We start from the raw sequence: 15390 nt of genomic DNA, 5'->3' as shown, positions 1-15390 counted from the left end.
TAAACAGTACCTGTATTCACCATGGCACAGGTACTCAATCATTCTTTAAATGAAGGAAACAAGCTATGTATACGGAAATGTTTAAATCTTTCTCTGAGCAGACTGAAAAATCACTAGCACCATACGTTAAGTTCAACAAAGTGTTCACTAAGAATGTTGAAGAGCTAACTGAGCTTCAGCTTGCTGCAGTTCGCGCATACAGCGAGCTAGGTCTTTCTCAGCTTAAAGCTGTTAGCGAAGTAAAAGACGTTCAGTCATTTGCTGCTTACAACAGCCAGCAGCTAGAAACGTTGACTAAGCTTTCTCAGCAACTAATCGATGACAGCAACAAGTTCACTGCAATCGCTCAGTCTTTTAAGTCTGAAGTTGAAGAGCTCGTTGCTGAAAACGTAAAGCAAGTCACTCCAGCTTAATCAAAATGACCACTCTGCCGCCCCCATTCAGGGGCGGCATTTTTAGTCCAAAATTAGAGGTCATTGGAATGAACCAGAACTTTTTTTCGGACTACTTTGCCAAGCTCCAGGAAATGAACCAAATGTGGTGGCAGGAGCTGGATTCAGGCAAGGCAGCCATGAATACTCCCCTTAATAAAGCGCTCAACGAAATTAGCTTGGAAGATACGACCGAGTTCATTGAAAAAGCTTCAGCGCAGCCAGCCGTCATTGCTCAATTGCAAATGGACTGGTGGGAAAATCAAATGAAGATTTGGCAAAATGTCGTTATGAAAAGTGACGATAAGCCAGATTATATTCAGCCCGAAAAAGATGATAAGCGTTTCACCGACCCTGCTTGGGAAAATGAAGCGTTTTACAACTATATCAAGCAATCTTATTTGCTATTTAGCAATAAAATGAAAGAGTCTATCGAGTCGATTGAAGGACTTGATGAGAAGGCCAAGGAGCGTTTAAGTTTCTTTTCGCGCCAGGCGATTAATGCATTGTCGCCAACCAACTTTATTACTACCAACCCTGAGCTGGCTAAGCTGACGGTTGAGAGTAATGGTGAAAACCTGATCAAAGGCATGGAGCTGCTTCAGCAGGACTTGCAGTCGAGTGCCGATGTGTTGAAAATCCGCATGACCAATGATGCGGCTTTTCAACTGGGTGAAAACGTGGCAAACACCGCTGGTGATGTTGTCTACAAGAACCACTTGTTTGAGTTGATTCAATACAAGCCACTGACCGAAAAAGTCAACGCAACACCGCTTTTGATCGTACCGCCGTTTATCAATAAGTACTACATTTTGGATCTTCGTGAGAAGAACTCAATGGTACGTTGGTTGGTGGAGCAGGGACATACCGTATTCATGATGTCTTGGCGTAACCCTGATGCCAGCATGTACGATGTCGACTTTGACAACTACGTTGTTGATGGGGTCGTTAAAGCGGTTGATGTTATCGAAGATATCACGGGTGAGAAGCAGATAAATGCAGCCGGCTACTGCATTGGCGGTACGCTGTTAGCGACTGCGTTGGCTTACTACTCTGCTAAGCGTATGCGTAGCCGCATAAAGTCGGCGACATTCTTTACGACGCTGTTAGATTTCTCTCAGCCAGGTGAAATCGGCGCTTACATCAATGATCCGATTATCTCGGCTATTGAAGCGCAAAACGAAGCAAAAGGGTATATGGATGGCCGCTCACTGAGTGTAACCTTCAGTCTGCTACGTGAAAACAGCCTTTACTGGAACTACTACATTAACAACTACCTCAAAGGTAACAGTCCAATCGATTTCGATTTGCTGTACTGGAATGGGGATAGCACCAATGTTGCTGTAGCGTGTCACAGTACACTGCTACGCCAGTTTTATCTGGAAAATCGTCTTGTTGATCCGAAAGGGTTTAAAGTAGGTGGTGTGTATATTGATCTGGCTAAGATCAAGATACCAACCTATTTCATCTCAACCCAGGAAGATCACATTGCGCTGTGGCAGGGTACTTACCGTGGTGCTCGTAAGCTAGGCGGCAAGTCTACGTTTGTTCTGGGGGAGTCTGGTCATATTGCAGGTATTGTTAACCACCCAGCCAAGAACAAGTATGGTTTCTGGACCAATGATAAGTCCTCGGCTGAGCCTGAAACATGGTTGAAAGGGGCTAAACGCCAAGAAGGTTCTTGGTGGGGTCACTGGAACGAGTGGATTGCAGGTTTCGAAGAAGCTGAGGCGGTTGATGCACGCTCTGCTGGTAGTGATAACTATCCAGTAAAATGTGCAGCCCCAGGCGATTATGTGATGCAGAAGTTGCCGATTGAAGTGTCTAACGTGTTGCAAGGTCAATCGGAAGAAGCTTAACTTAGCAATATCTCTATGAGTGAAGCCAACGCTTATGCGTTGGCTTTTTTATGCTTTTCAAAACCATGTTGTTATCGACTAGTTTGGTAATGGACTTTGTTTGCGCAAGGTGACGGGTTCAGAGTGCTCGTGCAAGTAAGAATGATGTATGGACACTGTCTCAGATAACAAAACACCGAGAGTCATTTATGAATGAGCTCTCGGTGTTGTTTTAGGCTAGTAGTGTTGATACTAGAGATCGCTTGGGATCGGCATCGCTTTCAAATTAGGAGAGATAATCAACTCTGCTTCTGTTGCTGCCTGAATTTCATCAATGGTGGTGCCCGGTGCCAGTTCAGTCAACACCATCCCTTGCTCGGTGATTTTGATGACGCCAAGCTCTGTCACAATCAGATCAACCTGGTTGGCCGCGGTAAGCGGTAGCGAGCAGTGTTTGAGTAGCTTAGGCTTGCCTTTTACGGTGTGCTCCATGGCAACGATAACCTTCTTGGCTCCGACCACAAGATCCATGGCACCGCCCATACCAGGAACCATTTTCCCCGGGATGATCCAGTTGGCCAAATTGCCAAATTGGTCAACTTGCAGTGCACCCAGTACCGTTGCATCAACGTGGCCACCACGGATGATGGTAAATGAGTCAGCACTATGGAATGTACATGCGCCTGTCGTCGCGGTAATAGGCTGACCACCGGCATTGACTAGATCAGGGTCAATGTTAGCCTCATCTGGCATTTCACCGATGCCTATAAGGCCATTCTCGGCCTGTAGCAGAATTTCGATATCCGATGAAGTCTCATTAGCCACAAGGCTAGGTAGCCCGATACCCAGGTTGACCACGTCGCCATCATGAAGCTCTTGAGCGACACGCCATGCAATCATGCGTCGGATCTGATGCTTTTCTCGTTGAATTGTCATGGTTAGGCTCCTTGGTAAATATGGTCAATGAACAGCCCTGGTGTATGCACCGCCTCAGGGGCAATGTCACCAGCGTTGACCAAGCTTGCCGCTTCAATAATGACGGTATCAGCAGCTGTGGCCATAAGCGGATTGAAGTTTTGTGTAGTGCCTTTGTAGACGGTGTTGCCTTTGGTATCGACCACAGAGCCGCGGATCAGAGCAAGGTCAGCGTGCAGCGGTTTTTCCAGTAGGAAGTCTTTGCCATCGACTTGAATCACCTGCTTGGATTCAGCGACCAGCGTGCCGAGGCCAGTAGGCGTTAATACACCACCAAGGCCCGCGCCTGCCGCACGAATACGTTCGGCCAAGGTGCCTTGCGGTACGAGTTCAACATCCAGCTCGCCACTGTTCATCTGTGCACCAGTTTCAGGATTGGTACCGATGTGGGAGGCATAGAGCTTCTTGATACGCTTGGCTTTGATCAGGCGGCCAGAACCTGACTCAGGTGTTCCGGTGTCTGTAGTGATCAATGTGATATTTTTAATATCAGACTCAAGAATGATATCAATAAGCCCTTCAGGTGCGCCGTTTGCCATAAAGCCACCGATCATGATGGTCATATCATCGCGGAGTAGGTTGGCGATCTCATTGGCTGAAATAGATTTTTTCATCTTGTGCTCCTATTTGTTCGCCTGGCATCGACGGATAATCACAGCAGTGCCCATACCACCACCAATACAGAGGGAGGCTAAGCCATAGGTTTGCTGTGAACGTTCAAGTTGGTAAATCAATGTGGTTAGAATGCGGTTGCCTGAAGCCCCAAGAGGATGACCTAGGGCGATTGCGCCGCCATTTAAATTGGTACGAGCTTCCAGCCAAGGCTTATCGACTCCGTGCTTCTCGCACAACTCTTTAATTACCCCAAGCGCTTGGGCTGCGAATGCTTCATTGAGCTCGAAACATTCGATATCTGCCAAGGTCAATTTGGCTTTATCCAGCGCGTTTGCGATGGCTGGCACTGGGCCAAGACCCATTACTTTTGGTGATAGGCCTGCTTGGCCGCAAGATACGATCTCAGCCATAGGCGTGAGGTTATAGCGCTCAACTGCAGCCTTAGAAGCAAGGATAATGGCGGAGGCACCATCGTTAATGCCAGAAGCATTACCGGCAGTGACTGTGCCTTCTTTTTTGAATGCGGTACGAAGACTTTGTAATTTTTCAAACGTCGCATCGGCTTTTGGGTATTCATCAATGCTGACGCTGTATTGCTGACGGCGGTGGGAGACATTGACCGGCTCGATTTCATCGCTGAAGCCATGCTCTTTGATAGCCGCCGTCGCTTTTTGCTGGCTTGATAGAGCAAATTGGTCTTGCTCTTCACGGCTAAGGTCGTGCAGTTCGGCAATGTTCTCTGCAGTGATCCCCATGTGGTATTGGTTGAACACATCGGTCAGGCCATCTTTGATAATTGAGTCATCAAGTGTCAGCTGACCCATTTTTACACCATCACGTAGTGGGTTTGCAGAAATGAAAGGCGCTTGCGACATGCTCTCCATTCCACATGCGATAACGATTTCGGCTTCTCCTGCACGAATATGGCTGACTCCATCCATCACGGTTTTCATACCGGAGCCACAGATCATATTAAGGGTATAGGCCGGTACAGTTTCAGGGATACCTGCCAAAATCGCAGCTTGTCGACCTGGGCCCATACCAATTCCAGCACTAAGGACATTACCGGCAATTACTTCATCAATCAGGCTTGGATCGAGATGACATTGCTCAAGTGCACCTTTGATGGCGGTTGCCCCTAGCTGAGGCGCAGAGACTGGGGCGAGAGCACCATTAAAACTGCCGATTGGGGTGCGTTTGGCGGCAACAATGTATACAGATTCCATACAACTTCCTGTTTCAGTTTGATTTGTTATCAACAGTGTATGGGGGGCGGGCCCAGGGGTGTTATAGGCATAGATTCAAATCTGATTTGCGAAAATGCAAAAATAAGATGCGCGCTTGGTCACGCCATTTCGACTACAGAGTGATTAGTCTGACTGTAATTTGCTTCGTTCAGTTAATGGATCACTTGAGGGTGGAACTATGAGTTATTCAATTGCATGTGCACCTTGCTGCTGGGGTGTTGAATCATCTGACAATCCACATAACCCGAATTGGATGACAGTCTTGTCAGAGGCAAGGTTGGGTGGATTTACCGGTACAGAGTTAGGGCCTTACGGTTTTTTGCCACTCGATGCCGATACGGTAAACACGGCGCTGTATGTCAAAGAGTTGGAAATTTGCGCAGGGACCATTTTCGAGCCGCTATCCGAGTCTGCTAATTATGAAGACATTATCAGTAAAACCAAGCGCTTGTGTGGCCTGTTACAACAGATTGGCTGTGAAAAGCTGGTGGTGATTGATTGCGTCAACGACATAAGAAGCCGATATGCCGGTATGCCAGAGCAGGCACCAAGGCTCGACGATGTGCGCTGGGCGCAGATGATGAACACCATTAGGGATATTGCCGAGATTGCAAAGCGTCATGAGATCAGGGCCGTCGTTCACCCTCATGCTGGTGGGTATATTGAATACCGGGATGAAATCGATCGTATGCTTGCTGATTTGTCTGCTGACGAGGTAGGCCTGTGCCTCGATACCGGCCATCTCTATTACGCAACCATGGATCCTGCTAAGAGCTTGGTTGAATACAAAGACCGGCTGGAATATGTCCACTTCAAAGACGTAAACCAGCAGCGCTTGCAACAAGCTATTGAGATGCAGGTCGGTTTTTGGCAAGCCTGTGCCGATGGTGTGATGTGCCCATTAGGAGAAGGTGCGGTGGATTATGACCAAGTGGCGCATGCTCTGGATAGCATCGGTTATCACGGTTGGATCACCATTGAGCAAGAGCGCGATCCGCGCAATTCAGATACTACGCTACCCGATATTAAGAAAAGCCGTCAGTTTTTAGTAGAAAAAGGCTTCATTTAGTCGCTAGCGAATTTGCAAAAGAATTTTGTTTAGTAGTTTGTCATTTAGAGGAAGTAATTATGGCAATGAAGATAGCGTGTGCGCCGTGCTCGTGGGGAGTGGAAAATTCAGAGCAAGGCGGAAACCCTAGCTGGGCGAAAGTGTTGGTAGAAGCACGTGAAGCGGGTTATGAAGGGATTGAACTTGGACCTGTTGGGTACTTTCCTGAAGACCCGGCGATCCTTGCGAGCTCTCTGCGAGTAAGAGGAATGAAAATCTGTGCTGGGAACCTTCATGGTGATTTCAGTTGCCCAGATTCAAAGCAAGAGGTGCTGGCAAATGCGAAGCGTGTGATAGAGCTGCTCAACGCCATTGGTGTCGATAAGCTGATCATCATGGATCGCGCTAATGCGGCGAGGGATGCCTATGTTGGCCATGGCGTTATCGCACCCAGGCTTAAGCAGGAACAATTGCAGTCGATGATATCGACTATCTCTGAGGTTGCTGAAATGGCGGGGGCGAAAGGTGTACGTACCTTGCTGCATCCCAGCTCCGGCGGCTTTGTGGCGTTTTCTGATGAGATTGCCACGGTACTGAACACAATTCCGGCTGAACGTCTTGGCTTGTGTTTAGATATCGGCCACTTGTTTATCGATGGCATGAAACCTGAAGAGTTTATTCGCCGATATGCAAACCGATTGGAACACCTGCACTTTAAAGATGTTGATGGCCAGCAATTACACAATGCGATGCGCGATCGTTGCGGTATGACCAATGCTTTCAGTAAAGGGCTAACCCGCCCACTCGGTGAGGGGAGTATCAACTTCTCTAGTATCTTCAAGGTATTGCAGGATATTGATTACCAAGGTTGGGTCGTTGTCGAACAAGAGCGAGCTGTCACCCAGTTGGATCACGTGAAGGGTGATATGGCGAAAAGCCGAGGTTATCTTGCTGAGCATTGCAGGTAAGGGTTGAGATGATAGTTACCGATCCTTGGTTTTACATCACTGCTGTACCTGCTGTATTGATTTACGGGATTGGTAAAGGCGGTTTGGGCGGGGCGTTAGGGATCATCGCGGTTCCCCTGATGGCTTTAGTAGTCTCGCCAACACAAGCCGCTGCTATTTTGCTTCCTATCCTGTGTGTGATGGACGCATTTGCGGTTAGGCAGCACTACCGCAGTGCTGATTATTCAGTGCTGAAGCAAATGCTGCCAGGCTCTTTGTTAGGGGTATTACTAGCCGGACTGTTTCTTAGCGTAACCCCTGAAGCAGGGCTCAAACTTTTGATTGGGGTGTTATCACTGCTGTTCTGTGTTCAGTATGTACTGGGCGGTAGCCAGCAAGATAAAAAGCCCGGCAAAGCCAGTGCGTGGTGGTGGAGTAGCTTAGGTGGCTTCTCCAGTACTGCAATTCATGCTGGGGGCGGGCCGGCCAGTATTTATCTACTGCCATTGCGCTTGGAAAAAGTCACCCTGATTGCAACCATGGCCGTTTTGTTCGGCATTATCAATTTGGCAAAACTGATCCCATACAGCATGCTTGGCGAGTTTGATACAACGAACTTAATGACGGCGATGGTACTGATGCCACTTGCGCCTGTTGGGGTGTACATGGGGGTGTGGTTGCTTCATCGTGTCAGCCAGGATGTAGTTTACCGTCTGTGCTACCTTTTCCTTTTCTTATCAGGGACGAAGTTGGTAATAGATGTGTTGTAACTCCATATCATGCTGATAAATACAAAAGCCGTAGGGAAATAATACTGCGGCTTTTTAATATGTATTTCAGGGGTTTCTATTTTAAAATAAACAGTAATTTCATGAAATATTAATAATGAAGCTTCGATTTTATTTGACTTAATATTTGTGATGAATGTCATTAATAGTCATGTGAAAAAACAATTGATGTTTATTTGTGAATTTCATCACATCTTAACTGATTTCAAGTGTATATGATTTGCATATCTTTATAGGGGATACTTTGATGAAAATTGATACGGCCACGCTATTAGCATTTATCCGGGGTGTTTTACACACTCTGGTTAATGCTATTTATTCGTGTGTCTGTATTAGTTCTAGCGATAGCTTAGTCTCTAGCTCTGACAAGGAACTGGATGAGATAGCGTCGGACTATAACCAGCTTTATATTAGTGTTGGTGACATGCTAGGGAAACAAGTCAGGTATTGGTGTGATGCATCTTTTGCACGTTGGAAACGCAATCACCATTTTTGTGCTGCTCAGATGCGCACTCTGTTCTCTTTCTTGTCTCTGACATACCTATATTTTGCTAAGCAGGTTTCGGCCAGTTCCTTGGTGTGCTTCTACCGCTACGCACCAGCGAACGCAGCGATGTCTTTAAACAATGGAACTGCATCTGTTGGTCGTGAACATGCTAGCAAAAGCAACGTAAATTACGTTAGCACCCATCCAATGAGCAGCAATCGTCGCAAGATGATTGCTGCTTTTTTTGTATTTAATAACAGCAGCTTAAAAAGTTGCTAGTGAGGTAAAAATGTATATTGTTTGTGTAGCAGCGTGTCCAACAGGCATTGCCCATACCTATATGGCGGCAGAAGCTCTTGAAGTCTTGGGTAAGGATCACGGTTGGGAAGTGAAGGTCGAAACTCAAGGCAGTACGGGTATCGATAATGCAATCACGGCTGAGGATATCGCAAGAGCTGATGGCGCTATCATTGCCGCAGAAGTCGCAGTGGAAGGGATGGATAGATTTGAACCTCTTACTATTTTGGAGTGCGCAGTGGCAGACCCAATAAAACAACCCGATGCCGTTTACGAAACCATGATGCATTTAATTAATACTAATTAAGGATAATTACCATGGCCCTACTACTGAAAAAAGAAAAAACAGAAATAGATAAATTACGTGAAGCATTAATGACCGGCGTATCATATATGATCCCAGTAATTGTCGCTGGTGGTATGATGTTGGCATTTGGTTCATTATTTGAAACTTTAACTGGTGTTGATTTAAAAGAAAGCAACTCTTTAGTTGCCCAATTAATAAATGATCTTAAAACCTTTGGCTTATATGGCCTGACTTTATTATTTCCAGTCATTGCTGCATTTGTCGGGTTTGGTCTAGCTGGTAAACCTGCAATTGCCCCGGGGCTCATTGCGGGTATGTTAGCCCGCGATATGCAAATGGGCTTTTTAGGCGCTTTATTAGGCGGCTTGATGGTGGGGTACTTAGTCCGCTGGATGCTGGCTAACATTAAACTGCCGAAAGAGTTCCGCAGTTTGTTACCGATGGTCATTATTCCCCTTATCGGCTCTGCCATCATCCTTTTCGTTATGAAGTATATTGTTGGTTATCCACTGATTGCCCTTAACACTGGTTTGGAAAACTGGTTGGTTGGCATGTCCGGTGGTAACAAGGTGGTGATGGCCGCTGTATTGGGCGCGATGGTCGGTTTTGACTTGGGTGGGCCAATCAACAAAGCAGCCATTACAGTGAGCTTGGGTCTGTTTGCTCAGGGAATTTTTGAGCCAGTTACCGCGTCACATATCGCTATTATGATTGCCCCGTTTGGTATTGGCTTGTCCACGATTTTTGCCAAGCAATACTACAGCAAAGAGCTGCAGGAAAATGGCCGTGCTGCGTTAATGATGTCTTGTGTTGGGATCAGTGAAGGGGCGATACCTTTTATTCTTGCCAACCCCGCGCTGATCATTATCAATACCATAGGTAGTGCCATTTCAGCTGCCATGGTCATTATGTTTGATTCGATAGTCCAAGCGCCAGCGGCAGGCATTCTCGCCCTGATCCTTTCGTCCCATTTCTTCTTGTATTTCATCTCTATAGCAACCGGTGTGGCTTTTGTTGCCGTCTGCACCACAGTACTGATGAAGCGACAATTTAATAAACAGGCCACTGATGCTGAAGACCAGCAGCAAGTAGCGAAATCTGCTTAAGGTAAGAACGATGTCAATGAATAAGAAAGCCTACATAGTTCCTCATACTCACTGGGATCGTGAGTGGTACTTCAGCACGGAAGAATCACAAGTCTTACTCGTTTTTACCATGCAGCAAATCCTAGAACAGCTGGAAAGTGATGATGGATTGCCTTGCTTCGTGCTTGATGGCCAATCGGTGATGCTTGAAGACTACTTGAGTGTTGTACCTGAAGATACAGAGAGGGTGAAAGCCCTGGTTGAGTCGGGCAAGTTATTAGTTGGCCCTTGGTACACTCAAACCGATCAATGTGTGGTCCATGGCGAATCGCAGATCAGAAACTTGATGTGGGGTTGCCGTGATGCCGAGCGCTTTGGCGCAATAATGAAAGTTGGCTATGTACCTGATTCATTCGGCCAGAGTGAGCAACTGCCTCAGCTTCTCCAACATTTTAATATAGATAAATGCGTGTTCTGGCGTGGGATCTGGGAAGGGATTTGCAGCAATACTGAGTTTGTCTGGCGGGCTCCGGATGGCAGCGAAGTGACAACTGCGGTACTCGAGTTTGGCTACAGTGCCTTCCAGGGAATGAAGCCAATGGATACCCACCTTGACGGTATCGACCAGAAAATAGCTGAACGTTTTTGGCCGGGTGAACGTGAGCACTTTCTGTTCATGGGAGGGCACGATCAAAAGCCTTGGCAAAGGGAAACGGTTGAAGCTATCAAGTACGCGAATGAATCGCGGCCTTATCAATATCAGCTGTGCACTTTTGAAGACTATTTCACCCAAACGACGAACGACAGTTTACCTGTCGTTGAGAGCGAAATGCTCTACGGCAAATACAGCCGTATCCACCGCGGGATTTATTCAACCCGCTACGATATCAAGAAGCTCAATAGTGATGTCGAGAATTTAATGGTCAACCAGTTGGAGCCACTGTTGACGGTTGCCAATGAGCTGGGCTTGAAATACCCGTACGGCTTGATGGAGAAAAACTGGAAACAACTGATGCAAAGTCATGCTCATGACTCTATCGGCGGTTGTAACACTGACTCAGTCAACCGCCAGGTTAAAGCCCGTATTCAAGCTGTACGTGAAAATGCAGAGCGTTTACAAGCGATCACGCTCAAGCAACTGGCAGATGCATCAACCAAAGGCAAAGAGGGTGAGTATGTGTTGGTTTTCAACCCATTGCCTTATTCACGCAATGCCCAAATAGAGTTGGATCTGGTGCTGCCGACTCGCAATCTGGCCATTCACGACGGTGGGCAAATCGTCGAGATGCAGTCTATCTCGTGCAAACAGGTCGATATCAATGCCATAGTCCAGGATCCAACCACTTTGGGCGATGAGCGATTCCGCTCCTGGTACCGCCACCGCGTTTGGGTGTCCTTGGAAGGTTTGCCTGCCTGTGGCTATCGCAACCTGAGGGTAGAGCGCTTGGCAGATGGGGACATAACCACTAACGCGTGCCTGCCTCAAACAACTGAAGAGACATCAATCAGCATAGTTAACGAAGCCATGAAAGTTGATGTCGATAAGTATGGCAGGGTGAGTTTATCTTGTCTCGACAGCGGCCAGCATTGGGATGATGTGATTACCTTGATCGATGGTGGTGATGATGGTGATAACTACGACTTTTCTGAGCCGCATGACGATCTGAAAATTTCCTATGAAGTGCTTGAAGATGCAATCAGTGTATCCGAAGGTCGCTTGCGCTCTGAAGTTCGTATTTCTTACCAAGCCATGTTACCTGCGGATTTAACTGAGCGCGCAGCGAAACAATGTTCGGTAACACAGCGCATCGACGTGATCCTTGGGTTGGCAAAAGGCAGCCGAGGTTTGGAAATTTCGGTTGAGCTGGACAATCAGGCTAACGACCATCGGGTGCAGCTACATATTAATGGCGATTTTGCTCGAGCCCAGAGTGTGGCCGATCAGCCTATCGGCTTAATTAAGCGTGGGGATGATGCGTCTGCATTGTCTGTTTGGCAGGCCCAAGAGTGGACATCATGCCCAGTACCGATTTTCCCGATGCAAAGTGTTGTTGCAGGGGAGACCACTAAAGGTGGTTTGGCTGTGATGACTGACGGTATCCGTGAATACCAGCAATATGATGACTCGATTGCCATTACTTTGTTTCGAGCGATGGGTTTTGTCGGAAAACCTGACTTGAAATACCGGCCAGGCCGTCTGTCCGGGCTGCCTGATGCCAGCCCTGACTCTCAACTTCGCCAGCCACTGTCATTCCGACTGATACTTTGTCCATTCAGTGGTAGTGCTTTTGACGCAGGATTGTGTCAACAAGTGAAAGAGTGGTTGAGTACCCCGTTGACCTTGCATAACGGGGTGGTGCAACGCTTTATGATTGCACCGCCAGTGTTCACAGCACCGGAAGCATTCAGCCTAGTGGCGCTCGGCACGCCAGAAGTGGCTGTTAGCGCCATCAAGGTCTGCGAGGACGATGCCAATAGTATCGTCATTCGTTTGATGAATGCCGGTAAAGGCGAGGCCAAACTGGGCCAACTTCCGTCTGGATGGAAGGCCTGGCAGGTAGACGGTATGGAGCGAGTAATGGGTGATGCGACAACCGATACGACAATCCCTGCACAAGGCATTATTGGCCTTCGATTGAGCAAAGAAAGTCTTTAGGCAAAACCTAAACCATAACATTAGGCCCTCACTACAGATCCAGGGTGAACGGATCGGGTGAGTGGCCTGCTACACCGAAAATTCGAACAAAATATACCCCAAGGGGCAATCATGACTACATCATTTGATTTTACCAATCCGTTGGTTAATGGCATTCACGCTAGGCCTGCTGCTGAAATAGAGATCCGCGCAAAGCGGTATAGCTGTCAGATCACCCTCATGAATAAAACGAAAGGCACACAAGCAGACGCCAAAAGTGTGCTCTCGCTGGTTGGTGCCGATGTTGTAATGGGGGACGATTGTCTTCTGGTATTCGAAGGCGCTGATGAGCAAGCTGCCTGTGAGGCTATTAAATCCTTCATTGACAGGGATTTCGCCTCTTGCGATGAGCCGCTGGAAGTGATCGAAGCTGACGTAAACCAGCCCCTTCCCGTGGCGCTGGTGAAAGCCGAGCCGGATTTGGTTCGAGGCACCATTGTTTCCCCAGGTATTGGCCGAGGGCGACCGGTTGTTTGCAGCAAGATCGACCTCCACCAATTGGCTATAGATGTGCAATTACAGTCTGGTAGCAACGTCGAAAGCGTGCTGGCAAAAGCGTTGTTCACGCTTTGCCAGCAGCTTGAACAGGAAATCGTAGAAACTGAATCAAAAAGCAGTCATGAAGAGATCACTATCCTCAAAGCCCATTTGCAGATTGCAGGTGACAGTTTGTTCAGTGAATCGTTGGTGAAGTTCAGCACTCAGGGAAATCCTATCCATGCTATTGCAAAGGCAAGCGATGAGTTAAAAGTACCATTGCTGAAAAGTCAGAGTAATTACATGCGTGAACGGGCGTTGGATATCGATGACTTGTGTGCAAGGTTAGCCGGTATTGTTTTGGGTAAACCCCTTCAGCAGCCTATTGTTCTTTCTGAAAACAGTGTTGTAATCGCCGATAACCTGACGCCAAGTGAGTTTTTGGCATTGGATAAGCAACTACTCAAGGGGCTTGTACTAGCAGAAGCAGGACAGACATCGCATACCGTGATTCTGGCACGCTCTTTTGGTGTACCGGTATTAACCGCTGTTGAGGGCGTCAATGCCTTTGCACATGGTACTGATACTTTGGTGGTTGATGCTAGCTATGGTTGTTTGATCCGCGAGCCAAATGAAAAAGTGGATAAGTTCTATCTGTTAGAGCAACGCAAACAGGCGGCTAAAACGTCCATATTGACACCATTTGCGACCAGCCAGGGCCAAAGCAAAGACGGAAAGCGTATGGCGTTGTTTGCCAATATCGCAATGGGTATGGAAGCCGGTAGTGCCTTTGGACGGGGCGCTGAAGGGATAGGGCTATTCCGAACCGAAATGCTATTTATGGACCAAGAACAAGCACCTGATGAGGATGAACAGTTCGAGGTTTATCGTGAAGTTATCGAGGCTGCTGCAGGAAAATCAGTCATTATCCGTACTTTGGATATTGGCGGAGACAAGCCTTTGCCTTATCTGGAGTTACCTGAAGAAGAAAATCCATTCTTGGGCTATCGCGCTGTTCGGATGTACCCGCAGTACCAAGCTATGGTAGAGACTCAGCTAAGAGCTTTGCTAAAGGCATCTCGTTATGGTCAAGTCGATATCATGATCCCGATGATTTCTTGCATGGAAGAGGTGGAGTGGATCAGTCAGTTATGCCAGCAATGCCAAGCACAATTGCAGGCCGAAGGGACAGAAGTTGGCCAGTGGCGGCTAGGCATTATGGTCGAAGTGCCTTCAGCACGTTACTTGATTGAAAAAGTGGCAGGGTTGATCGATTTCATCTCAATAGGCAGTAATGACCTCACCCAGTACTTCATGGCGTGTGATCGAGGTAACCGCCAAGTTTCATCTCTTTATGACAGCTTCCATCCTGGATTTATTGCCTTCCTGCGTGACATAGCCAGAGCGGCAAAAAGTGCAGGGCTTGAGTTGGGTATCTGTGGTGAGATGGCCAGTGACAAAAGGGCATTGCCACTACTGTTAGCCATGGGGTTTGATGAAATCAGCATGTCGGCGCCGAGTATTATCCCGTTACGAGCAGAACTGGCTAAAGTTGATTTTGATGCATGCGGTAAGTTGCTTGACGAAGTCTGCGCCCAAGGAACGGCAGATCAGGTGAAGGCGTGTATCGAACACTTCTGGCAACAGCAGGAAAAACCAGAAATTCTATCCGAAAGCCTTGTTATTCGGTGTGATGCCAATGATAAAGCCGGTGTGATCAAGCAGTTGACGGATAACCTCGAAGTACAGGGCAGGACGGAAAAAGCCGATGCGGTAGAGCAGGCTATCTGGGAAAGGGAGGCTATCTTTGCAACGTCCTTGGGCTTTGGTGTCGCGGTTCCACACTGTAAGTCTGACGCTGTTAGCCATAACAGTATTTCGATAGCACAACTCGAGAAGCCAATCATTTGGAATGAAGCGGAGGGGGAAGCTGTCTCTGCTGTGATCATGCTGACGATTTCCAGTCGTGATGAAGAGGGGACTCATATGAGTATTTTCTCCAAACTGGCCCGGAAACTGATGCACCGAGATTTTCGCGAGGCATTAATGAACCCCGCCGCTAGCAGTGGGGAAACAATTGCCCTGCTCAAAGGGATCCTCTACGAGCAGGTGGCATAGGCAACATGACTTCGGGTAAATGCCTGAGGGGCTGT

The 15390-nt window shown here is 47.6% G+C and carries 13 protein-coding genes; 10 read left to right on the top strand and 3 right to left on the bottom strand.

The window, feature by feature from the left end; translation table 11 throughout:
- Window positions 1–65 precede the first annotated feature (65 nt).
- Together R2X38_RS14185 and phaC are read left to right on the top strand one after the other, a co-directional pair.
- Entirely contained in the window at window positions 66–413 is a 348-nt protein-coding gene (locus R2X38_RS14185) for a phasin family protein (protein WP_044620913.1), read from the top strand.
- 68 nt (window positions 414–481) lie between these two features.
- Window positions 482–2290: a class I poly(R)-hydroxyalkanoic acid synthase gene (gene phaC, locus R2X38_RS14180; RefSeq protein WP_317522934.1), complete on the top strand. Its 1809-nt coding sequence runs from the start codon at window positions 482–484 to the stop codon at window positions 2288–2290.
- A gap of 231 nt (window positions 2291–2521) precedes the next feature.
- Here phaC and R2X38_RS14175 read toward each other — a convergent pair whose 3' ends face one another.
- From R2X38_RS14175 to R2X38_RS14165, 3 genes are read right to left on the bottom strand one after another with little or no spacing between them, the layout of a single operon-like run.
- Window positions 2522–3205: a 3-oxoacid CoA-transferase subunit B gene (locus tag R2X38_RS14175; protein WP_317522933.1), complete on the bottom strand. Its 684-nt coding sequence runs from the start codon at window positions 3203–3205 to the stop codon at window positions 2522–2524.
- Window positions 3206–3207: 2 nt separating this feature from the next.
- Window positions 3208–3858, bottom strand: a complete 651-nt coding sequence (locus R2X38_RS14170; RefSeq protein WP_317522932.1) for a 3-oxoacid CoA-transferase subunit A — start codon at window positions 3856–3858, stop codon at window positions 3208–3210.
- A 9-nt stretch (window positions 3859–3867) separates the two neighbouring features.
- Window positions 3868–5085, bottom strand: coding sequence for an acetyl-CoA C-acetyltransferase (locus R2X38_RS14165; RefSeq protein WP_317522931.1), 1218 nt, complete (start codon window positions 5083–5085; stop codon window positions 3868–3870).
- A 199-nt stretch (window positions 5086–5284) separates the two neighbouring features.
- Between R2X38_RS14165 and R2X38_RS14160 the strand changes: the two genes are divergently transcribed.
- From R2X38_RS14160 to ptsP, 8 genes are all read left to right on the top strand, one after another.
- A complete protein-coding gene (locus R2X38_RS14160; RefSeq protein WP_317522930.1) occupies window positions 5285–6175 on the top strand; it encodes a TIM barrel protein in 891 nt (296 codons plus the stop codon).
- Window positions 6176–6234: 59 nt separating this feature from the next.
- The gene (locus R2X38_RS14155) at window positions 6235–7122 is read left to right on the top strand and encodes a sugar phosphate isomerase/epimerase (protein ID WP_317522929.1); all 888 of its coding nucleotides are present in this window, start codon (window positions 6235–6237) and stop codon (window positions 7120–7122) included.
- An 8-nt stretch (window positions 7123–7130) separates the two neighbouring features.
- Entirely contained in the window at window positions 7131–7871 is a 741-nt protein-coding gene (locus R2X38_RS14150) for a sulfite exporter TauE/SafE family protein (RefSeq protein WP_317522928.1), read from the top strand.
- Window positions 7872–8136: 265 nt separating this feature from the next.
- A complete protein-coding gene (locus R2X38_RS14145) occupies window positions 8137–8655 on the top strand; it encodes a hypothetical protein (RefSeq protein WP_317522926.1) in 519 nt (172 codons plus the stop codon).
- Window positions 8656–8665: 10 nt separating this feature from the next.
- Window positions 8666–8980 carry a PTS fructose transporter subunit IIB gene (locus tag R2X38_RS14140; RefSeq protein ID WP_317522925.1) on the top strand — a complete coding sequence of 105 codons (315 nt, stop codon included), beginning with the start codon at window positions 8666–8668 and terminating at the stop codon, window positions 8978–8980.
- Window positions 8981–8991: 11 nt separating this feature from the next.
- Window positions 8992–10086, top strand: coding sequence for a PTS fructose transporter subunit IIC (locus tag R2X38_RS14135; protein ID WP_317522924.1), 1095 nt, complete (start codon window positions 8992–8994; stop codon window positions 10084–10086).
- Window positions 10087–10096: 10 nt separating this feature from the next.
- Entirely contained in the window at window positions 10097–12721 is a 2625-nt protein-coding gene (locus R2X38_RS14130) for a glycoside hydrolase family 38 C-terminal domain-containing protein (RefSeq protein WP_317522923.1), read from the top strand.
- A gap of 111 nt (window positions 12722–12832) precedes the next feature.
- Window positions 12833–15355 (top strand): phosphoenolpyruvate--protein phosphotransferase, encoded by a 2523-nt coding sequence (ptsP, locus tag R2X38_RS14125; protein ID WP_317522922.1) that lies wholly within the window; start codon window positions 12833–12835, stop codon window positions 15353–15355.
- The last annotated feature ends 35 nt before the right edge of the window (window positions 15356–15390 follow it).

It is taken from the genome of Photobacterium rosenbergii, assembly GCF_033022775.1.
Taxonomy (GTDB): domain Bacteria; phylum Pseudomonadota; class Gammaproteobacteria; order Enterobacterales; family Vibrionaceae; genus Photobacterium; species Photobacterium rosenbergii_A.
This window is presented reverse-complemented; position numbering and strand designations above follow the sequence as displayed.